Here is a 23,037-nt window from a genome sequence, read left to right as displayed (position 1 = left end):
AATTACCTTAACGCGACAATCGAGTCACTCATATCTTTCATTATGTTAGTTCTTGTATATTTACTGATGAAATCGTTTCTATCTGTATGCTCAAGCTTGAGTTTATTCAAAGCTTGCAGCGCGCCTTGATGATCTCCAGGATAGAAAACTTCAGCATTAGCAACTTCCGATTTTATAAATTCCGCTGCGTACCCAGACACACCAGCTAAAATAGGTTTTCCCGTCGCAGCATATTCAAATATTTTAGACGGCAGTACTTTCTCAAATGCCGGATAATCATTCAAATGTAAAAAGAGTATATCTGCGCTCAAGTACTCTTCTATCAGCTTTGCCCGATTAACAGGTGGTAATAGTTCCATGTTGCTAACATCGGAAATCCTGTCAACCAACTGCTGCTTTCGGCCACCATCGCCAATCACACTGAAGTAATAATTTTCACGCGTTAAACTCGCAAACTCAGGAAGAATTGTGTGCAGTCCCTGTCCTTCACCAATATTACCCGCATAGACGAGTCGCTTCGCCTTTTCTTGGGAATTTACTTCCCTTTTAATATCAGGCAGGTCTAAGAATTCACCATCAATACCGTTGGTAAACCAAGAATAATTCGCCTTTGAATATCGGGCTTTGAAATACCCCGCAAACCCCTTAGAAACAAGGTTAATGTGTTTAGCTGAGGAAAATGTATATTTTTCAAAGGCTGAAAGCACTGGCTTTAATAGCAATACCGCTTTAGGGGATAGAACATCTTTAATTGTATCTACAAAAATATCCCGTATATCCAAGTACAAAGGTACCTGCTTACTTTTAGCGACGCGAGCGCCCAAAAACGCAGTGAACAATCTAGAACTCGTAGCAAAAACAAGATCGTAGTTTTCACTCTTAACCAGCTTTTGAGCCTGCTGATAAAACGTTTTAAACGATTTTATTTGGTCTAGCATCCCGCTTTCGTGAGACGGCAGCGATATACGTCTTATTCTGACATTGCCATCAGTCTCTTCTGCTTTAGCCCCGGCATCAAAGCTTGCATATCGATTTGGCATTGTTGTGACTACATTGACCTCTACCCCAGCTTGCTGCTTTAGCTGTTCCACTAAAGCTGTCGTTCTAAACGAGCCAGCGCATAAGTCTGGTTTAAAGTAAAATGATAAAACCAGTATTCTCACGAGTCCCTCTTAATTTGTTTGATTTCTGTTCTTAAGTTGCCGTTTGCAAACTCTATCTCAATCTTTTTATTTGCAATGGACTTACCAAATTCAGGGTGCCAAGTACTATCTTTGATATTTATGGGCTCTGCGCTACTAATTAAGCAAAGTACTTCATCATCTTTTGTGATTTTAAGCTCTTTCTCTGAAAGTTTAATGACATTAACATCGGGGTGAAGATGCAGGTGAAAACAAGCAGGGAGCTGTTTTGATAACATATCACTGACAATGACACTGTCAGAAGAACACAGTAATTCTCGTGTATGCTTAACCTTGGGGCTTTGCTGCAAATAGCCGTTGTGACTGGCGACTAACTGTACATTACCCGTGCTACTGATGGACTTTTCTAATTTTGCATACGCCCGTTTAGCCACCCTGAAACCTGACCAAACCTGTGAAGAATCACACCCTGAAACAGTGACAGTGTTATGTGCTGCTGTTTGACGTTGCCTTACACGCTCGGCGCTTGTGCCGTATAGAGACGTACCAGAGTTTACGAAGACACGTTGTTTACCCATCGATAACTCGAAGCTTAACGTATCAGCATGTGCGTGCCCTGGTAAATAGTCAGGCCCAACATTGGCATGGTCGAGAATAATGGCATATTGCTCGTAAGAAACACGGCTATATCCACTATCTTGATTGGTAATTAACTGCTGATTTATTTTATCGTGATTGAGCCCTAATTTGTGTGCGTAAGAAAATATCTGTTGTGGTTGCATCGCGATACCAATAGCAGCATCATTAAAAAAGCTGACTTCGCCATCTTCATGTATCATGGATGACAGCCAATTCAATGCCTTTCTTGCGATACCAGTCCACTTTGGCAGGCACTCAGTTAGCTCAGAGCGGTTACTCGTCATCGCCAAATCGATTAGCTCAAGTAAATCCCATAACAAGATCTCATGATACATTGGCGAGAGTTCAAAGTGCGCACCATCTGCTAAAAACTGCTCATCAAGCTCTTCATTAAGTAGCTTGATCCCTTGCGCTAACAACTGCGCAGAGTTTTCTCCTTGTAAATAAGCGCCAACAAAGGTCAATGCCTTCGCATTAGCGAATAAATGATTTCCAAGGATATGATATTCCAGTTGCTGCGTCAGCACATTTGCTTGTTCAAGCATATTTTGAAGGTGCCTGGGAGACACTTGGGGCTGCACACTGCACCATTTGACCCAGTTTACCAACCGCAAGGAAATTGGGTAAGGCTCCCAACCATTTCCACTACACGGTGGGTTTTCTGAAATCCACTTTTCAATAAAGTCTCTATGAAGAGTGTATCTCTGCGCCCCATCTTGTGAGCTCAAGTCATCAAAATAATGTAAGTTATATAACCATAACTTAGGCTTACTTGCGCAATTCCAATCGGCAGGCGTTTTAATCGTTCCCGCTTGGTTAAGAAACTTAACATCGGTATTACTGAACAAGCTCTGCTTGTTCAGTAATGGTCCAGACCACTGCCATTCAGAGCTGCTTGGCTGGCCGCTTTCGATAAACTTTGGTCTACTAAATCGATAGTAAACTCTGTAATATATCTGCTTAAACTTAAGATATTTCACTGTGTGAAATATCTTAAGTACTCTTTCTAATTGGCCGCTCATTGTTGTCTAAGTTGCTCGGCTATATCGATAGATATCTTGGCTACTTCAAAAATCTCATTTATATCAATTGGCGCGCTCTTGCCGTCACGGATAGAGTCTAAGAACAATTGCGAGCAAAGGTTTTGACCCTTATCTTGCTTCCAAAGGTTCATTTTCTTGAATCCTTTAAAGCCGAAGCCCTTCAACTTTACAAAGTTATCTAATTGCAGCACTTTACCATCAGCAAACACTTCTATTCGCTCTTTAGGGAAACTTGCTGCACCGTTAGCATAATAGTGAATTGTACCAAATGAGCCATCAGCAAATCCGAGTATGATCGCGGCTTTGTCTTCCGTGATATCTATTGCATCACTATCACCCATTCTACGCGCTTGTACAGATACAATTTCACTGCCAACTAGGAAGCGCATTAAATCCACAAAGTGACAAGCTTCCCCGATAATTCGCCCGCCACCAACAGCAATATCTTGAGTCCAATGATCAGCAGGAATACTGCCCGCGTTCATCGTCATGATGAATGACTTAGGCCCCTTTATCGGGTCAATCAATGACTTCATTTTTTGTATTTGTGGCGCGAAGCGGCGATTAAAACCAACCATTAACTTAGGAGGATTGTCTGATTGAGACGCTTCTTCATAAGCAGACTTAACTTCCTCAAGTTCTTCGTGAGTGATCGCCAGCGGTTTTTCTACAAAGACATTCTTTCCAGCATTTAAGGACTGCTTCACAAAATGCGCATGGCTATTATGACGGGTTACGATAGCCACCGTATTAACTTCATCACTTTGGATCAGTGCGTCTGTATCTGTAGTCGCTTCTTTGAAACCAGCTTGATTACCATGGATAACACCGTTTATACCGCCCGAAGTAGAAATGCTATGGAGCTGTGCACCCGCATTTTTGAACGCAGGGATTAATACCCGTGATGCATAGTTGCCAGCCCCTACGAACCCTATAACAGGTTCTCCCGGCTTATATACGACTTCAGAATTAAGCGTTACTTTTGAAGTGTGTCGAGACTCTGAAGGCGAACCATACTGTAAAAGGATGCCCAGTGCAGACTTGTCACTCGTAAGTAAATCGTACGCTTCTGTTGCATTTTCAAACAAAATACGGTGTGTGATAAGCTGCTTTACGTTAAGTTGGCCACCAGCCATCATATCTAGAATAGCTTCAAAGTTTCTTTGCTCCGTCCACCTAACAAAAGGTAGTGGGTAGTCATTTCCTTTATCTTCATAGTTAGGATCATAACGACCAGGTCCATAAGAACACGATACCTGGAAAGTCAGCTCTTTTTCATAAAAATCAGCACGACTCAGCTCTAAGCCTGTTACACCCACTAAAATAATACGACCACGTTTGCGGCTCATGCGAGCGGCTTGCGTAACAGGGTCATTCGATTTGGTGGATGCAGTAATAATGACGCCATCAATACCATTACCACGGCTAAATGCCATACCAGCTGCGACAGGATCTTCACCTCGGCCCGGATTACAAATTTCTGCCCCGAACTCTTTTGCCATATCTAGCTTAGCCTGATCAAAATCAATGGCCAGTACCCTACAGCCTTGAGCTCGAAGCATTTGCACAGTTAACAAGCCTATAAGTCCAACTCCAGTAACAACAAATGATTCACCCATAGTAGGGTTGGCAAGACGTATACCTTGTAAGCCTATACTGGCTACAACCGTAAACGCAGCCTCTTCGTCAGAAACATTCTCAGGGATTTTTGCAACAAGATTTTTAGACACGCGCACCACATCGGCATGAGGTCCATTCGAAACGACACGATCCCCAACTTTAAATGTATCTACGCCACTGCCAGCTTGCTCTACAACACCCACATTACAGTATCCCAACGGTAACGGTTGGGCCAACTTGGATTTCACAGCATCAACTGTGGTCATGAGTCCATCGGTTTGAACTTTCTCGAGCACCATTTTAACTTTATCAGGCTGAGAGCGGGCTTTATCTATTAAATTTGCCTTACCGAAATCCACAAGCATTCTCTCTGTACCCGCAGAGATTAGAGTTGTGGTGGTATTAATGACAACATGGTTCTTAGTTGCTTTTGGAGCTGGCGCCTCAACAATTGACGAGCCGCCTTTCGCCATATCCTGTAGAATTTGTTTCATCTTACTTTCCTAATTGTGAACGCGCGATCTTTCTTATCTTAGCGAGGGCATCTTGAGTCAAATAATTAATAAGCACCGCTTTGTAAACACCTTTAAAGACAAAAAGGCTCCCTGCAGAAGCTCCGATCACTTTAAACTTTTCAATCAGCTTTAAAATATCTTCTGAAGAGCCAGCCCCGCCCAGTATTGTGAGCGGAACACTTGCTAGATCTCGCACTTTTTCGGCCAACTTCATATCGTAGCCTTTCATCATTCCATCTTGATCAATCGAATTGATCACTAACTCACCAATTCCGATTTCTTCTAGTTCAGATATAACTTGCTCAAGTTTCTTTTTGACTTTTTTCTTTCCGTTATGGGTATATATTTCATAACTGCCAAACAGCGTTTTTTTGACGTCTAAAACAACCACCACACTCTGTTTACCGATGATATCAGCCATTTCTCTAAGCACCGATGGATTGCTTAGCGCTTCACTTGAAATAGCGACTTTTTCGACACCCAGCTTAATGATTTCTTGTGCTTGCTGAGGCGTTTTAATACCGCCCCCATAACACAAAGGCATACGACTCTCATTGGCAAGATGCTTTATCATTTGATAATCGGGTGACTTGTTTTCAACTGTTGCGTCAATATCCAACACAATCAGTTCATCAACCTCTTTTTCGTTGAAAATTTTAACAGCATTGATTGGATCCCCAACATACTTAGCATCTTTAAACTTTACAGTTTTTACTAGCCCTTTGTTATGGACGAGTAAACACGGGGATACTCTTGATCTCAACATAATGAAAACTCAGCAAAATTCTTAAATAAGTTAATACCATTCGAGTGACTTTTTTCAGGATGGAATTGGAATCCAAATATGTTGTCTTTTCTCACAGCACAGCAAAAGTCATCACCGTAGTGAGCTTTGATCAGTACGTCCTTTGGATCGTGCGCATCAAAGTAATATGAATGGATAAAATAGAACCCTTTTTCACAATCTATGTCATTTAACAACGGATGTGATTCTGTCGGCTCAATTTCGTTCCACCCCATGTGCGGCAGTTTCGGCTTAAAATCTATCTTTGACTCATCGAACTTCTTAACTGACGCGTCAAACCAGCCAAGCCCAGGTAATTCACCTTCATCACTGCTTTTCGCCATGACTTGTAAACCAACACAAATCCCTAAGACAGGTTTCTTTTCAACCATCGCAAAGTGATCGAGCGCTGCTCTCATTCCGGATTTTTCTAGTTGTGTCATCGCTTCATCAAAAGCGCCAACACCTGGCAAGATAATCTTGTCCGCCTTTTTTAAGTCTTCCGGCGTACTTGCAAAAAAAGTCTCAATCTTTAACTTAGTAAATATGTTTTGAATGGCCTGAATATTCCCAGAGCCATAATCTACTATAGCGATCATCTTTTGCCGCCTTTCTCAAGACCAAGCTTTCTCATTACCTTTGCACCTAAATCATAAATAGATTGCTGGTTCTTATAATCTTTGTAGGTTTTGTTCGGCGCTTCCAAATAACCTCTTAGTTCTTCAGTCGTGATACCAAGCTTGTTGGCAATGTAGCTGAAATCATCATCGATCGTCTCTGGGTCATATGGTGGCTTTTTGAGTCTTTCCAACGCATCTTCTCGCGTCATTTGACCTGTAACAATCAAGCTAGAGTACTGTACTTTACGAGTGTCATAGCCAAACTTCTTATACAGCCAATAAGCCTCATAGAAACGTGTAAAACGAGACTCAAAGTGTTTTTGTGCATAGCGCTGATAACCGTAGTTATCAACTAAAAACTGCGTTGCTTCCTCTTTGTCATAAGGCATGAAGTCAAGTGGTCTATATAACTTAATCCCTTTGATATATGGCAAGTAAATTTTGTGCCATAAGATATTTGTCAACGGGAAGTTTTTCAGCTTCTTCGTACCAAACTTCTTTTGAATATCTTTAATCTGACGAGAGTCTGACTGGAAATACATCCATTCCAACGGGTTTCGAATACACTCTGTTGAGTAGTTACCGCCCGTTAAAATATGTTTAATTTTATGCTTCGAAGCAAACTTGTACATAGTCGCAAAGAATGCATGATCTTGCGGCGTATCTGTATGAGAAACACCCGCTTTGAAGAAAGAAAGCTGCAAGTCTTTCATTTCTTCCCAATCGATAACTTCTGTATAAAGATCTAAGCCAAGTCGATCTACTATTTGCTCAATGTTGTGAACAGCCTGCTGAGAGTTCCAGCCAGCGTCAACATGGAAAACCAATGGTCTTAAACCAAGTTTCTCTTTTGCTAAGTAAACTAGGTATGAGCTGTCAATACCGCCACTCATACCAATAATGCAATCAAACTCTTTACCTTCACCTTCCTTTTTAATGTCAGCAGCAATCTTTGTGATCTCTGCCCATCCCTTTTCATCTGTGTGCCAGTTAGGCTCTATATCATTGTAAAATGTAGTACAATGATCGCATACTCCATTCTCATCAAAAGTGATTTTCGAATCCGTTGTGTCCATTACGCAGTTAGTACAGACTTGATAATTATTAGTAGTCACTTTAAGTTTCTCGATTTGTTTGAAATTAATCTAAATATTGCCTAAACCATTCTTCTAATACGACCATGGCCCACAAGTTAAGTGAACGGTCTTTTCTATTAGTGGTAAATTCATCAATTATCTGTTGGACATATTTATAATCAAAGATCCCTCTCTTTTCGATTACACTTTTTGACAAGTACTCTTCCAACAATGGCGCTAAATCACGCTTCAGCCATATGCCCATTGGCGGATTAAGACCAAGTTTTTTCTTCGCGATGATTTGATCAGGTACCTTTCCTTGCAGTAACCTTTTCATTAAGTACTTAGTTTGACCATTTTTGATTCTCCATTGCGAGTCTATACTTGTCATAAACTCAACGATGTTATGATCAATCAATGGGAACCTTACTTCAAACGCATTTGCCATACTCATAATATCTCCATAGTACAACATATCGTTGGGTAAATATGTTCTTAAATCAACTAGGGAGCTTGTGATTATGCCATCACCAGTATCCAACGATTTCCAGCTATCATAAACGATACTGCTAAAACCGATGTCTTCTTTAAATAGCTTACTTAAATCTTCATCGCTAATGTACGCCGACCAGTCATCATACCTTTGTGCGGCATCTTTACCAAGTGAAGATGCAAATGCTTTTATTCTACGAGGCAAATGGTTACCCGATGTATTCTCTGGAATTAAGTCTGTAACCTTTGCAATCCCATTAAATACAAATTTAGGAACCGCATTCAACTTTTCAGCTAATTGAACCCCCTGATATTTTGGATAACCACCAAAAACTTCATCTCCACCATCACCAGCAAGCGCGACTGTCGCAAATTTCTTAGTCTCTTTCGTTAACTCATGAATAAGCAAAGAAGTTGGGCTAGCGAAAGGTTCCCCAAAATGCTTCACCATTTTAGGTAATAGACTAACGACATCAGGTTTAATTAATATCTCTTGGTGATTAGTATTAAAATGCTTCGCCATTAACATTGCATCGCTAGACTCATCATAGCTATCGGCATTTTCAAAACCCAAGGTATAGGTGTTGATTTTCTTTTCCGAATTCTTCTGCATGTAGTAAAGAATAAGGCTACTATCAATGCCACCACTTAAAAACGATCCCAATTCAACATCGGCGATCATTCGAGTCTTAACAGAATCATCGAAAAGGTAATCTAACTCTTCAAGTATTTCACCTTCGCTTAAGCCTAAGTTTTTACCGACAAATTGCGATGCTTCCCAATACGGTTTACTCGTTAACTCACCATCTTTTAATTTCATAACATGGCCAGGAGGTAACTTTTTAATATCCGTAAAAATCGTATCGGGACAAGGCACGTATAAGTACTTCATGTACTGCCTGATCGCCTCTTGGTTGATACTTGGCTTCTCTTCAAGTAGCTTTGCAATTACATTTATTTCACTCGCAAAAATGAACTTGCCATCTTTGAAGTAATAATTGAGTGGTTTTATGCCAATTCTATCTCTTGCACAAAACAGTTCATCGTCAACTGAATTGTAAATTACAAAAGAAAACATCCCTCTCAATTTGTGTACGAATTCATCACCATATTCGATATAGGCGTATAACATCGCCTCAGTATCGGATTTTGTTTTGAATGGGTACTTTCCGGCCAGATCTTTTCGTAAATCAGCATGGTTATACACTTCACCATTAAAAACGATGACATATTTTCCACACTCGGAGTAAAAAGGTTGATTCGACTCTTCGTTGTGATCAACAACAGCCAGTCTGTTGTGCCCCAACGTATAACCACCGATATACGTATAGTCAGAGCTATCAGGTCCCCTATGAGGAGCAAGACTCAAGAAGTCATTATTTTCGCTTTTAAAATTAAATCCAACTATTCCACACATTTTTTTCTCTAAAAATTCTTAATGCCCCGAAGTACTTTGGGGGACCTAAATTACCTTAACGGGCTTGTATTTGTTAAAAACTATCTTTCTAAAATATTTCACTGTTTCTAATTTTTTTGCCAAAAAAGCTGATAAACCAACAGTTGTTATAAAAAGTACAGCTAAAAATGCTAACTTTTCTAATAGGCTTAATGCTAGGTAAACCTCGTCGACCAAGGAAAACACAAACAAAAAAATCGGAAAATGAATTAGATAAAGTGTATAGCTAAAGTACGCATAATTTTTAAACAGCCAAAGCCATTTCGGAAAGCGAATTGCATCTATAAAAATACATACTATAAAAAAACAAAATATAACTTTTGCCAATTCAAATAATGCGATTATCTCACGTTCAGCAGGTACCAATACGCCATAATGCAAAACCAAATAACACATTGACAGCAGTGCAAAAAAAACAAAATACCGTCTATCTAATCGAATGAGTCCTCTCATCCGCAAACAACTGAATGCACCTACAACCCAGCATATCAGGTGAACAAAATATTGGGTGTTGTGAGCAAACACTTGATACAGCAAAAATAACAAGACCAATAAGCCTGCGATTAAATTTTTATTGCACACAAACATCACGACAGCGCAAGCTAGCATATAAATACTAAATTCAAGAGCGACAGACCAAAGTGGACCATTATTATTAATTGTTTCAACGCCCACGATAACTTCATTCAATAGAAAAAAATTCAAAAAATAATTATTTAAATTTAGTTCTATACTCTCTCTTATAACAGGGTAATTGTAGCCATCACTATCAATATAAAGAGATTGAAAATAGTAACCAGCAAAGTAAATCGCAATTGATAAAGCAAAAGCGAATAACAATGGTGGGTACACCCTATCAACTCTACTTGCTATAAAAAACCACGGATTAAACGTGCCATACCTACCAATGTTATCCAAAATTGAGTTCATAATAAAAATTCCAGATATTACGAAGAAAATCATTATCTACATTCTTCCAACATCGTAGGAAAGCACAGAGACAAAAGGGTCGACACCATTGATCGGAACATAAAACGCTTGAAGCAAATGTGCAAAACTTACGTACAAGCACCCAAAGCCTCGAAACCAATCCGATAGATCGAGTACTTTTTGATTTAGTGTCATATTCAAGCTTTCTGTCCTACCATGCCTTAGTATTTGCAATTAGGTTTTATGAGCGTACATGCTCTGTTCTTCCCGTTCCTGCGCTTCTTTAATCTCGTCAATTAGTAACAGGGCAAATCCGATGCTCATCCAAAACATTGAGTCCAACCCAAAGTTAGAGCCCAAGAAAGAATAAAAAAGAACAAACACCTGATAGAAAACAAGCACATTAAAATACCATACACCGCACTTCAAATAAGGAAAGACCTTCATCAAGTACAAAATTATGAAAATAGTCATGGACAGCACAAATAAGAACCCATACTTGGTATAAAAGTCGACAGGGGCAAAGTGCACTCCATGTCGATTTTCTTCTATCATGTCCTTACGGTGCACTTCCAGTTTGTAGGCGAACCCATTACCAGAACCAATTAAGAATGAATATGGATTTTGATGGTGTGCCTCTATGGAGTTATAAACCTCTTCAAATCGCTCTCCAGCAGCAGACTTTAAGTCAAAGTTGTCGGACAAAGGGTTTAGTAGCGCAAACTTATTAATCACCGATCTACCTGCGCTGAACTTATCGGCATTATCTTCAAGGTAAGTTGCAACTGGAAGCAGAATTAATAACATCGATGCACTTAAAACCGCTCCTATCGACGCTACGGTACCAAGCTTTACGCCCCGGTTGAATAATATGAAAAATGGCATTAAAAACGCAAAAATAATAAACACACTACGCTTACCAGATAAAAACACCATTAGGATCAGGAAAGCTACAAGCGCATACCTTTTCTTACTTAAAAAGTAAAATATCGGGATCAATGCTAAATTTGATGCTACCGCTGGATAGTGCGGAATATTTAAGATCGTTTGCACTACCATGATGGAGACGGCAAATGAAAAAGTAAAAGTAAAGCAGTACGAAAAACGACGTAAAAACTCTTCTATTTTATAGCTCGGGATATCTGATAAATAAACAGCGTAGGCAATAAAGACGCCATTCAAAGTAAGGTAGAAGTCATTTATTAACTTATCTGTGTAACCATTAAAAGTGCCAACAACAAGACCAAAAACATCAACTAGCACTATGAACAGCAAAAAGAAGAAAAACGGTTTACTCTTTATACTTCTCCTCTCAAAGGTATACTTCAAAATCAAAGAGAGGGCTAAAAAGAATGTCATTATGTTGAAGACAGATACTATCTTCACCAATAACGGAATGTTGAAGCTATTTGACCAAAGTAAGGACAAAAAAGGCTGAAGAATACCAAAGTAGAGCAAACAAAATTTAAGTAATATCATAGAGTCTATTTCAGCCTATTTTTAGCCATAATCAAAAAGGTAGCAGAGTAAATATTTAGTAACAGTCCAGTTTTTAGAATCAACCAATAATGGGCAACGTTGCTCTCCGCCAATAAGTAAGAAAGCAGTACATTTACAGCAAAGATGCCGGCTAAAACAACCGCCGCTTTATTTTGGAAACCTTTATACAGCGCAACAGATGCAATGCTATTCACGCAGAAAAAATTCCCAACAAATATGGACATGATGATAGATAACGTTAAAAAGCCTTCAAAGGTGTAAAAGAACTTAACGACGTATAAAAAGACAAAAAACAACGCCAGTATGACTGCAAAAACTTTATACGTATAACCTAATTTCTTTATCAAAACAGGAAATGAAAGCTCATCAAATTGCTCTCCAACTTTCACTGTATTTACATAACCTATTGTAGTCAAAGCCAGAATGACAAACTGGATGATATTGTATGAAAATGAATAAGACGCGAGTGAGTCAGGGTAATATTGCTTGGTTATGTATCTATCGAGGAAAAATGTCATCATCAATAAAATTGTTGCAAGATTAATTGAAAACCCTTTTTTTATCAGGTCAATATACTTACTAAATTCAAAGCCATCTTTAAAACGCACAGCATGTTTTATGAAAAACACAACAATCGCTGCCCAAGCGAGAAAACCAAGAACGACTGAAAACGACAAAATCTGGCTAGAGTCCAGCTGAGGTGAAAAGCCAGCCCATGATAAATACGCCACCAAGACCAAAAACACAGAAATAAGCGGCTTACCTGCGAGCGCGAGGGTAAACAGCTTTTCTACTTGTACCCGTTGCTCAATTACAACCATCATACCCATAAGTAAACCAGCAATGGCGTAATAGATATTTTGCGTCATTAAGCCAAAAGCAAGTGCGAACAGCCCTAGCTGCAAGGCTCCAAATATCACTAAGGTATTAAACCTATCCTCTTTTTCGGTAAAGCGGTAATACATATATCCAGAGTGAGCACCAACCAGCAAAAAAGGAAACATAAAAATTATGAATTTATAATATTCCAGCTCAGAGTACTCGTGACTTGGAAGTAGCTTAGGTAGAAGCATTACCTCCAAGGCAATCAAAGAATACATTGCATACCTAAAAATAATCGTATACATACAACTTACCAGACGATTGTATTACTCAAGATATGCTCTACAAAATCGTCTTTTTCTTCTTCCGTTTCAAATTGCTTTATTTCATATAAAGAGTCACTTTGCTTGGAGAAATAGTAGTTAGAGCTGATAAAGTATACTTTTTTATCATTAAGTAAAGCTTCAATTCCTGTACTACCAGTCCAGACTGCGACATTGTTAAACATGTCCAAAACTTGACCTGTTTCGACATAAGGGTTTATTATCTTTACATTTTTAATATTAAGCAGCTTTTTATATAAAGATTTATCCTGTCTAAAACACATTGCAGGGTGTTCTTTTAAGTACACATTAAAGCCTTCGTCAGAGAGCTTTCTAACGACTTCTATTAGGCTTGTAAGGTAGTCTACAAAGGTAGTATCACTCGCCCAGTACTCAATGGTCGCTTCAGGGTGATAATGCATAGGAATGTATATGTCATTATCAGAAACCTTCTCCGGAAGCGTTGTACTAAAGTACTTAAATGGAAATAAATCCGTCAGCTTGTTTACTGTTGCAGCATGAGGTGTAGAGATATAGTCATATTCTAACCTACCTAAAAGTTTATACTTTAATAAATAGAAGTATAAATACTTCAACTTGTACTTAAAGTAATAACTAACGCTACTCTTAAATGCCTTGCTAAAAGAAGAGACCATTGGTGATTTATACTTATCAGTTATCTTCTTCTTAAACGTCTGCACCTCTTCTTGACTAACTTCTCTTATAGCATTGTGTTCGCCAAAAACGGATACTCTTTTATATCCACCCACAAAAAATGCACAAACGCCATAAACAGCAATATTGAACTTCTCTGCCATTTGCACCATCACATCCATGACATAATTATCTACTGGATGGACAACGAGTACTTTGAAATTATTTTTAGAATAAAGCTCGTAAAAGTACTTAGCCACTTTAACGACTAATTCTTTAGCTTCAAAGTAGCTGATATTTCTCAATAGACGATCTTTAAGAATCACTTCTTCAATGCTAATGGTATTCTTTACAGCTAACCAGCCATCTGAATGTAGATCGGATATATTCTGCTTTTGCAAATCGACAAAGTGATCTGCACCAGGGTATTCTGAAATTGTTGTATATTTTTCTAACCCTAAAAATTCTTTCGAAAACCTTAATGTTATATCATTAAAGTTATTACATCTTCCGATACAAACCAGTGCTTCACTTTGGTTCAAATTATTGAATTTCATTAAAATCGTTCGCTTTTTTGAAGTCATCTGGGCGTCCAATATCGATCCAGTATTGGTTATAGCTGTAAGCAGTTACAGGCAAATCTTCATTCATCAACTCAGAGAATAAAGTTGGCATATCGTAAAAAGTATCTTGAGGTACTCTATTGATAACTTTGGGATCAATACAGTAAACCCCACTGTTTATATTGAAAAGAATACGAGGCTTTTCTTTTAGGCCAGTGATCTTGTCACCTTCCGTTTCAATGACGCCATACGGGACTATATGTTCATACTCTTTTACGCACATAGTAGCCATGCTGGAAGAACGTTCATGAAAGTCAACCAATTCAGCATAGTTAATGTCAGCAAGTACATCGCCATTGCTAATCAGCATCGGTTCACCATGCTGCTCTTCAATTAAAGCGAGTGCTCCAGCAGTACCTAAGCGCTTACTTTCTTCCAAATAGCGTACTTGAATGCCAAACTTCTTACCGTCTTGAAAGTAGTCTTTAATGATCTCTTTTTTATAGTTCACGGCCAAATAAAACTTAGTAAATCCCTGCTCGACAAAATTTTCAATAATACGCTCAAGAATTGGTTTGCCACGCACTTGTAGCATTGGTTTTGGCAGTTCTTTCGTTAACTCACCTAATCGAGACCCTAGTCCACCAGCCATAATTACGACCCAGTTATCTCGTGTCGAGAAATCGAGTTCGTCTAAGGTAAACATACCAACATAATTTCTCTCGTGATCAACCAAAGGCAATTGACGACGCTTAATGCTTTTTAAAAATTGTACTTTTTGCTGCTCACTTGAGCTCGGGTCAAGTGTATAAGGTTCTTTATTGATTATGCTTTCAAGATCTAAATTTTTATAAAGAATCGCTTTGCGAATATCACCGTCAGTAATGATCCCAGCAAACTTACCATCTTTGTCTATTACTGGTAGTATGCCATTTCCATTCGAATCTAGTAGTTCAATTGCCAACTCAAAGCTAGGGTTTTCACTTAACTTTAAAACACTACTCATCTCGATTTCTCCCAAGCAAGAACTCAGCATATCTAAAGTCTTCTTCCGTATCGATGTCGACAGAGCGTTCTCTTGGCATGATGTAAGCTTTAGTCGATTCATCGAAGTAGTTTCGGCTTCTAATCAACTGAGTATTAAATACGTATACTGCACCAGTTGGATAATGCGACATTCTAAACTTCTGCCTATTATCTAACTTATCTTCAAAGATATTTTCGAGGCTGCCGTCTTCTTTTATGTATTTATGCCACGTAAGAGGATGATGTTCCTCTGTGTAGCTGATAACAGATCGCGCATTCGAGTTTTTATACACCTCAATAGACTTATCAATATCTTCCGTCGATCTCAATGGCGATGTTGGTTGCAACACCACAAATGACTCGATGTTCATGGAAAAATCTTTTTCTAATCTGTCTATTGTATAGATATAATTGTCAATTGCTTGGGCTTCATCCGTTGCTAATTCAGCAGGCCTCAAGAACGTTTCCCTAGCACCATGCTCAATAGCAATCCGATAAATCTCTTCGCAATCAGTTGAAATAATAATATCTGTTATATGTTTTGATGCCTTCGCGGCTTCAATGGTGTAAGCAATCATGGGCTTACCTAACAGATCCTTAATATTCTTTCCTGGAAGCCCTTTCGAGCCTCCACGAGCAGGTATAATTGCTATCATTTATGACAAGTCATCTTTAGTTAAAATGTAGTCATCAGGTAGATCTTTATTCACCGTTAGACCAACAATAAACTCAGCAAACTCTGGTTGGATACCAGTGCCAGGGCGCTTAAACTCTAGGTCTTCTAGTGCGATCGTATCACCTGCTTTCATTGGTCGAGTTAACACGATACTGCGTCTAAATTCTTCTTTTTTCTCGTCAGACTCAGTAGCAGAAATTCGGAAGCTACCTAATGCATCATTAATACGCTTTGCACCACTCACAATTTGTTGCATTTCATCTTGCGTTGCAGAAACTTTGTGATCCCACCCTTCCATATTTTTATCAAGCGTGAAATGTTTCTCAATTACAGCAGCACCCATAGCAACAGAAGCTAGTGGGATTTCAACACCAATCGTGTGATCAGAAAATCCAATTGGATAATTCGGGTATGCTTGCTGTAGTGTTTTGATGTTATTTAAGTGCACATCGCTGTCTACCGGTGGGTATGTAGATACACAGTGCAAAATACAAATATCAGTATTGCCTGCATTTTCAATTGTTTTAACCGCTTTATCAATTTCAGATAACTCGCTTAAACCAGTAGAGATAATAATTGGCTTACCTTTACGTGCTAAGTAGTCTAGGAATGGATAGTTGTTTAGATCCATAGACGCAACTTTAATAAAAGGTGACTCTAATTTGTCTACCAAAAAGTCTACTTCCGAGCGGCAAAACGGTGTTGAAGAACAGTCAATTCCTACCTCAGCAGCAAATGACTTCATTTCAAGCAGCTCTTCTTCAGAAATCGAGTATTCTTCTACGATTTCTTCCATTGTGAAATCATCTCTATCTCTGTAATCATCGGCGATAAAGTAGTTATCATCGTATTTCTTACGACTAAATACAGAGTCTTTTGACCAGCTTTGAAACTTAACACAATCTGCCCCAGCTTCTTTTGCCTGAATGATTAACTTTTTAGCCAGCTCCATATCACCATTGTGGTTTGCGCCTAATTCAGCGATGATATATGGTGTGCAAAAGTTAAAAATCTCTTTAGATTCAGTTAATTTCATTTATACATCCTCAATTATAGGAATCTCCCACCATAGTGGTGGTAGTATAATTTTATCTATTTGTTTATTAATATATTCAGAAGAAATGACATCGTTATTAATGCTTTCTTGTACTGCTTTGTCACGTGCAACATAAGCATCTGAATACTCTTTCATCTTTGTATAATGTTGCAGTTTTACATTTAAAGCTCGCTCGATTGAGTGCTTGTCAACTTGTATCAGATTGGCCGTATTCTCGCCATATTGTCGATAGAAGGTGACCGCCTCATCAGTAAACTGAACTCTTGCCCCATCGAGCAGGGCACGAGAAAAGAGATACCAATCTAAAGCGATTAAGTTCAATGCATTTTCGAAGTAAGAATCAAGCTGTACTCGTGAAAGGTTAACCGCGGTATTGGACAAGCCCATACAGTTTCGATCAAGGAGATCTTCAAAAGTGATTACTTGATGTCTTTCAAAATGAGGTTCTAATACTGCGGTTACAGTACTGCTTTGGGCACTAAACATATGCAGTTCGTTGACCAATATGTCACACCCTTGCGCCAACACCTTTAGCGAACTTTCTACTCGCGAAGCAGAAAAATAATCATCCGAGTCACCGAAAATAGCAATTTGGTATCCATTTGAATAGGCAAAGTCTATCAGTAGTCTTCGATTCTCAACTGGCGTGCGACCCTCCGCATCCATTACAACAACGTTTAAGTCTGTGTACTTTACTACATAGCTATCTAAATCAACAAGGCCATCGTTCACTATCACCAAGTCGAAGTCAGTGTAACTTTGCTTGCTTAGGGATTCAAAATACTGTTCTACTACTTCAGCTTCCATCGGGAATACTGTTGTTAAGAAGCATATTTTTGGCTTATCCATACTAATCTTCTTGTATCTTACTTACGCAAACTGAGCATCCAGTCTGTAAAAAGTGCAACATTAAAAATGTTTTACTATTTAGAAATATCTTTGAGTATTTTCGCAGGAGACCCCACTACAATTTTGTAGCTTGGTACCGACTTTCTTACCAAAGATGCAGCACCAACCACGGTACCTTCACCAATGGTGAGTTTGTCATCTAACTGCCCCTGAAGTATCGTCGCACCAACACCTAAGTAAGCGCCCTTTTCTAGTTTCACATTACCTGAGATATTTACAGAAGGCATGACTGATACAAAATCTTCTATAATGCAATCATGACCAACGGTAGACAGTAGGTTAAAAATACAAAAGTTACCCAGTTGAATATTATTCGTCATTGCCACGCCGGCTGTAATAACATTACCTTGACTTTTATTGATTAACTCACGTTGACCATAGCCCAGCGAGGCATTTTTATGGATCAGATTAGGGTATTCTAAATCATTAAATTTATTGAACACCTTTTCTCTCAGCTCAGGTTCACCGATCCCCATAGCGAATTGGTATCCCTGCTCTACAAGGTTACTGACCTCAGACTCGTGCAAAACTTCAAAACGTTCATCCACATTATCAAAGTCTTTTTCGTTGGTAAGCAGAATAATCTTCTCAATATCCATTGATACTGCGACATCAGCCACTTCATAGGCGAAACCCGAAGTACCAAAAATAGCCAGCTTACCAATTACACTGTTGCTCTGATTAGTACTCATAGAAGCCCTTTCCTGATTTTCTACCTAAATAATTCGCTCTCACATACTGTCTTAATAAAGGGTGAGCTCTGTATTTAGGGTCACCTGTTTCAGTATGCAGTGTTTCCATAATTGAAAGACATACATCATTACCAATTAGATCTGCTAATTGAAGTGGTCCAATTGGGTGATTTGCACCATATTTCATCGCTTTATCAATGTCTTCTTTGCTCGCAATACCTTCAGCGAAAATAGAAACAGCTTCATTGATCATAGGGATAAGCATACGGTTAACGATGAAACCTGGAGATTCATTTACAATAACAGGCTCTTTACCGAGACCATTTACAAATTCAAGCGCTCTCTCAAGCGTTGAGTCAGCCGTCGTCAAACCCACAACTACTTCTACTAATTTCATTACTGAAGTCGGGTTGAAAAAATGTATACCAATAAAGTTATTCGGATTTTCTATACACATCGCAAGTGCGGTTATAGACAATGACGAGGTGTTACTCGCAACAAGTGCATCCTTAGGAATGACTTTGTTTAATTCCTTGAATAAGGCTAACTTAGCATCCAACTCTTCTACGACTGCTTCAATGTAGATATCTGACGCTTCTATCTCATTAATTTCAGTTACAATTTTAATTTTGTTAAGCAATGACTCACATTCAGTAGCATCGCGCCCTTGCTTTTTCAGAGATCTTAAAGTGCTTTTACGAACCGCCTCTAAACTCTTGTCTAAAGTAGCTGAATTTCGACCATACCAATATAGATTTTCAATTTCGTCAGAGCCAATCAATACAGATACGATTCCAGTGCCCATTACTCCTGAGCCTAATACACAAGCTTTCATATTTATCTCCTACCCGTTCACAGGGCTGCTAGGTATATTCACTAATCTTTCTTCAACCCAAAGCGAGTGAGACAAGTCACCTTTCAAACACTCACTAAAAGCAGGAAGACGATGCATTAATTGCCAGACTGGTCGAGTCATAATCCCTGCTTCATTGGTTTCCTTAAGCAACAAATCTCTTGCTGCCTTATCTTCACAAATCACCGCATTCAGCCAATAGTTCGATTTGGCGTATTCAGGCTCTTTTACAAAGTTATATTCTGTACCTTCAAACAGCGCACTATAACGCTCGGCCAGCGCTCGCTTGTCACTTAAATAAGCATTCAAACTTTCCATTTGTGCACAGCCTAATGCCGCATTTAAATTTGGCATACGATAGTTAAACCCAGGCTCATCATGAAAGAACTCGTAGGGGTGTGGCACTTTTGCTGTGGTTGTTATGTGCTTGGTACGCTTGCCCAACGCCAAGGTTTTGCATAAAACCATACCACCGCCGCCGGTAGTGATAATTTTGTTTCCATTAAAGCTAACCGCACTAAAATCACCAAACGTTCCGGTATGTTTCCCCTTATAAAAAGACCCTAAACTTTCTGCGGCATCTTCAACTAAGGTTAATTGCCATTTACGGCAAACTTCCACCAGTTCATCTAACTCTACGGGGTGGCCAAAGGTATGCATTGGGACAACTGCTTTGATTCTTTGTCCTGTTTGCTTATGCACACAGCCGTGTTCATTCAATTGCGCATGCTCTGATAAGTAGTTGTCTACAGCTTTTGGACATAAGCCCAAACTAGTTGGCGAGACATCTACAAAAACAGGTTCAGCACCCATATGGAATAATGCATTACACGTCGCAACAAAAGTCAGTGCTTGTGTAATAACTAAATCACCACGTTGCACATCAGCCATATATAGGGCTGTATGCAATGCCGCAGTGCCATTCGCCGTTGCAATTGCGCTAGGGCTGCCAGTAAAAGCCTCTATCTTACGCTCAAAGTCGTCAACAAACTTACCCACACTAGAAACAAACGTACTATCGATAGTCTCCGACACATACGCTTTCTCATTGCCAGCAAAAGTAGGAGCGTGTAACGGAATAAAATCCTGCGTTTTGTATTGATCGCGTACAAACTCTACCAGTAATTGTGCATTCATTCTCAGCCCTTACATTTTGCTATCAAGGTACTTGCCAGTCTCTTTATGGCCAAAGTCAGGGATCATGGTAAAGAACAGCTCGACAATTTGTTCTTTGCTCCACGCCTGTTCGGTTTTCATATTCGCAATTTGTGTTTCGAAAAGACTCAATAACTCTTGGTCATACTCAGGTTCATTTTTAATAATGCCCAGATTCTCAAAGCGAGTCATATTCAGCTCTTCTTTATCAGTAAAGAACTCTTCAAAATCTTTTTCACCAGTTGTATCACTTTTAGTAAATAGGCATGGCCACTTACCTTGTGCTGGTAACGTTTTCGCAAGCTCTCTTGCCTCTTGTTCATTATCACACAAGTGTGGTTCATACCCTCTTTGCTCAAGGTACTTAACGGCGATATCTGCAAAAGTAATTAGGTGTAAAGATTCGCTTAATTTTGGAAAGAAAATATCGCGATTATCACCAAAGATACATGACATTAAGCATAGTTCGCCTGACTCCTGCGGTACCACAAAGTATCTTTTGATATCGCTAGGTGCGACAATCGGCTGCTGCTTCTCGATGCGCTGGTTAAAGCCATGTAAAAGTGAGCCATCTGAAAACGCCACATTTGCAAACCTTGCAGTAGAAATATCAATTTCTTTGCTGCGGCGCATCAGGAACATCTCCATAATACGCTTTGACGCGCCCATCATATTGACGGGGTTAGCGGCTTTGTCTGTCGAAACACAGAAGTATTTTTTAACTCCCGCATCAATGGACTGCTGGATTGTTTTATCCGTGTTAAATACATTAACGTCGATCATTCGCATGAGGGTAAACGGATCTTTTTCGCTTCGTACATGCTTTAAGGCAGATAGGTTCAAGACATAATCATATTGGCCATCAGCTTTAATAAAAGCATCGTATTCAGTCGAACCTATATCGAGCGCAAATGTTTGAAAGTCGCCATCAATGTAGCCAAAGGAACTACGGATATCGCGAACCAATTCAACCATGTTATTTTCACTGATGTCTACAACATGTAATTTAGCTGGGTTACGTTTAAAGATCTCTTTTGTTACAGCTTGGCCAATAGAACCTGCACCGCCTAAGACCAAGAAACGGGATTCAGATACAATACGCTGTAATTCTGCTTCATGTTTTGTGATGTCTTGTGTAAAAAGTTCTTTTTCACGACCAATGAGAGATAAAATATTCTTCACTTACCAAATCCCTTTTGTATCAACTAAATATTTTGTATTGAATTTTGAGGCTTTAAACTGACTATGGTCGACTAAAACTAGGTGAATGTCTGCATTTTCTTGTGCATTTTCTAGACTGGTTAGTTCAACTGTCGACAATACATTTTCTACACTAGCTATGTTTGGTTCTACTGCCCAAACGCTACCTGCATGCATATTAGATAAGGCTTTCGTTATATTTAATGCTGGGCTTTCTCGCAGGTCATCTATGTCTGGTTTAAACGCAAGACCATAACAGGCAACAACGATATCTTGTGCCGTTTTAGTCGGATTATCTTGCAAAAAGTTGGCGATTTCAAGCTTAACCTTATCTATCACCCAACTAGGCTTACCATCATTAACCTGACGTGCAGTATGTATAATTTTTGCTTGTTCAGGGGTTTTGCTAACAATGAACCAAGGGTCAACTGCGATACAATGACCACCGACACCCGGCCCTGGTTGAAGGATATTTATTCTAGGGTGTCTGTTCGCTAGCGATATCAGCTCCCAAACATCGATATCTAACTCATCACATATTAGTGAAAGTTCATTTGCGAATGCGATTTGAACGTCTCTGCATGAGTTTTCAGTTAATTTGGCCATTTCTGCTGTGCGCGCATTGGTGGTTACACACTCACCTTCAACAAATGTCTTGTAAAGCTCAATTGCCGCCTGTGAGCACTTCGGTGTCATTCCACCAATAACACGGTCGTTTTCAACTAACTCTCTTACAACATGCCCCGGTAGTACACGTTCCGGACAGTGCGCAATACGGATATCCGACTTTTCACCTGCATTTTGAGGGAACGTCAAATCAGGCCTGGATTCTGCAAGCCAATCAGCCATTTGTTCAGTTGCCCCAACAGGAGACGTTGACTCTAAAATCACCAAGTCGCCAGGTTTAAGAACCGAAGCAATTGCCTGACTGGCTTTTTGGATATACGTCAGATCTGGTTCTGGAATATTTATGCCGTTTTGCTCACCCTCAGAATTTTTGAATGGCGTTGGCACTGCAATTAAAAAAGCATCAGCAGGTTCAGGAGTAGTGGTGGCTTTTAAATACCCCTCTGTAACTGCCGCATGAACTATTATGTCTAGTTCAGGTTCGACAATATGAATCTCACCTTTGTTGATTGTGTCAACGGCATGCTGATTAACATCCACACCAATTACGTGCTTTTTTCTTGATGCGAACATCGCTGCTGTAGGGAGGCCTATGTAACCAAGGCCAATAACAGAGATATGATTGAAAGACATGAGTTCCCTTAGAAAGCTTATTGTTGTAGG

21 protein-coding genes are annotated in these 23,037 nt (G+C 39.4%); all 21 read right to left on the bottom strand.

Annotated elements, in window-relative coordinates; genetic code table 11:
- Positions 1-2: 2 nt before the first annotated feature.
- The 21 genes from N482_RS18475 to wecC all read right to left on the bottom strand — a co-directional run bounded on the left by N482_RS18475 (position 3) and on the right by wecC (position 23,007).
- Positions 3-1,163, bottom strand: coding sequence for a glycosyltransferase family 4 protein (locus N482_RS18475; protein WP_063378453.1), 1,161 nt, complete (start codon positions 1,161-1,163; stop codon positions 3-5).
- The gene (locus N482_RS18470; RefSeq protein ID WP_231100893.1) at positions 1,160-2,761 is read right to left on the bottom strand and encodes a heparinase II/III family protein; all 1,602 of its coding nucleotides are present in this window, start codon (positions 2,759-2,761) and stop codon (positions 1,160-1,162) included. The genes N482_RS18475 and N482_RS18470 overlap by 4 nt, the downstream gene beginning before the upstream one ends.
- A gap of 38 nt (positions 2,762-2,799) precedes the next feature.
- Positions 2,800-4,938: a bi-domain-containing oxidoreductase gene (locus N482_RS18465; RefSeq protein ID WP_063378451.1), complete on the bottom strand. Its 2,139-nt coding sequence runs from the start codon at positions 4,936-4,938 to the stop codon at positions 2,800-2,802.
- A gap of 1 nt (position 4,939) precedes the next feature.
- The gene (locus N482_RS18460) at positions 4,940-5,725 is read right to left on the bottom strand and encodes an AglZ/HisF2 family acetamidino modification protein (RefSeq protein ID WP_063378450.1); all 786 of its coding nucleotides are present in this window, start codon (positions 5,723-5,725) and stop codon (positions 4,940-4,942) included.
- On the bottom strand, positions 5,719-6,342 hold the full coding sequence (hisH, locus tag N482_RS18455; protein ID WP_063378449.1) for an imidazole glycerol phosphate synthase subunit HisH: 624 nt from the start codon (positions 6,340-6,342) through the stop codon (positions 5,719-5,721). Before hisH ends, N482_RS18460 begins: the two co-directional genes overlap by 7 nt.
- A complete protein-coding gene (locus N482_RS18450; RefSeq protein ID WP_081228074.1) occupies positions 6,339-7,478 on the bottom strand; it encodes an N-acetyl sugar amidotransferase in 1,140 nt (379 codons plus the stop codon). The genes hisH and N482_RS18450 overlap by 4 nt, the downstream gene beginning before the upstream one ends.
- A gap of 25 nt (positions 7,479-7,503) precedes the next feature.
- The gene (gene asnB, locus N482_RS18445) at positions 7,504-9,348 is read right to left on the bottom strand and encodes an asparagine synthase (glutamine-hydrolyzing) (protein ID WP_063378447.1); all 1,845 of its coding nucleotides are present in this window, start codon (positions 9,346-9,348) and stop codon (positions 7,504-7,506) included.
- 45 nt (positions 9,349-9,393) lie between these two features.
- The gene (locus N482_RS18440) at positions 9,394-10,350 is read right to left on the bottom strand and encodes an acyltransferase family protein (RefSeq protein WP_269202119.1); all 957 of its coding nucleotides are present in this window, start codon (positions 10,348-10,350) and stop codon (positions 9,394-9,396) included.
- Between the two features lie 3 nt (positions 10,351-10,353).
- Complete coding sequence (locus tag N482_RS24975) at positions 10,354-10,512, bottom strand: hypothetical protein (protein ID WP_155730641.1); 159 nt, start codon at positions 10,510-10,512, stop codon at positions 10,354-10,356.
- Positions 10,513-10,551: 39 nt separating this feature from the next.
- Positions 10,552-11,580: a hypothetical protein gene (locus tag N482_RS18435; protein ID WP_063378445.1), complete on the bottom strand. Its 1,029-nt coding sequence runs from the start codon at positions 11,578-11,580 to the stop codon at positions 10,552-10,554.
- 221 nt (positions 11,581-11,801) lie between these two features.
- Positions 11,802-12,944 (bottom strand): hypothetical protein, encoded by a 1,143-nt coding sequence (locus N482_RS18430; RefSeq protein WP_155730640.1) that lies wholly within the window; start codon positions 12,942-12,944, stop codon positions 11,802-11,804.
- A 5-nt stretch (positions 12,945-12,949) separates the two neighbouring features.
- On the bottom strand, positions 12,950-14,200 hold the full coding sequence (locus N482_RS18425) for a hypothetical protein (RefSeq protein WP_155730639.1): 1,251 nt from the start codon (positions 14,198-14,200) through the stop codon (positions 12,950-12,952).
- Entirely contained in the window at positions 14,160-15,185 is a 1,026-nt protein-coding gene (locus tag N482_RS18420; RefSeq protein WP_063378442.1) for a nucleotidyltransferase family protein, read from the bottom strand. Before N482_RS18420 ends, N482_RS18425 begins: the two co-directional genes overlap by 41 nt.
- Positions 15,178-15,861: a cytidylyltransferase domain-containing protein gene (locus tag N482_RS18415; protein ID WP_063378441.1), complete on the bottom strand. Its 684-nt coding sequence runs from the start codon at positions 15,859-15,861 to the stop codon at positions 15,178-15,180. The genes N482_RS18420 and N482_RS18415 overlap by 8 nt, the downstream gene beginning before the upstream one ends.
- Positions 15,862-16,917 carry an N-acetylneuraminate synthase family protein gene (locus tag N482_RS18410; protein ID WP_063378440.1) on the bottom strand — a complete coding sequence of 352 codons (1,056 nt, stop codon included), beginning with the start codon at positions 16,915-16,917 and terminating at the stop codon, positions 15,862-15,864. It abuts the gene before it with no gap.
- Positions 16,918-17,787, bottom strand: coding sequence for a glycosyltransferase family A protein (locus tag N482_RS18405; protein ID WP_063378439.1), 870 nt, complete (start codon positions 17,785-17,787; stop codon positions 16,918-16,920).
- A 74-nt stretch (positions 17,788-17,861) separates the two neighbouring features.
- Positions 17,862-18,539, bottom strand: coding sequence for a hypothetical protein (locus tag N482_RS18400; RefSeq protein ID WP_081228073.1), 678 nt, complete (start codon positions 18,537-18,539; stop codon positions 17,862-17,864).
- Positions 18,529-19,374, bottom strand: a complete 846-nt coding sequence (locus tag N482_RS18395) for a 3-hydroxyacyl-CoA dehydrogenase family protein (protein ID WP_063378438.1) — start codon at positions 19,372-19,374, stop codon at positions 18,529-18,531. The genes N482_RS18400 and N482_RS18395 overlap by 11 nt, the downstream gene beginning before the upstream one ends.
- Before the next feature lie 9 nt (positions 19,375-19,383).
- Complete coding sequence (locus tag N482_RS18390; protein WP_063378437.1) at positions 19,384-20,529, bottom strand: LegC family aminotransferase; 1,146 nt, start codon at positions 20,527-20,529, stop codon at positions 19,384-19,386.
- 9 nt (positions 20,530-20,538) lie between these two features.
- Complete coding sequence (locus tag N482_RS18385) at positions 20,539-21,729, bottom strand: UDP-N-acetylglucosamine 4,6-dehydratase (protein WP_063378436.1); 1,191 nt, start codon at positions 21,727-21,729, stop codon at positions 20,539-20,541.
- Entirely contained in the window at positions 21,730-23,007 is a 1,278-nt protein-coding gene (gene wecC / locus N482_RS18380) for a UDP-N-acetyl-D-mannosamine dehydrogenase (RefSeq protein WP_063378435.1), read from the bottom strand.
- Positions 23,008-23,037: the final 30 nt, after the last annotated feature.

The organism is Pseudoalteromonas luteoviolacea NCIMB 1942, from assembly GCF_001625595.1.
GTDB classification, from domain to species: Bacteria; Pseudomonadota; Gammaproteobacteria; order Enterobacterales; family Alteromonadaceae; genus Pseudoalteromonas; species Pseudoalteromonas luteoviolacea_A.
Note: the sequence above shows the minus strand (reverse complement) of the source record. Positions and strands in the feature narration are given on the sequence as shown.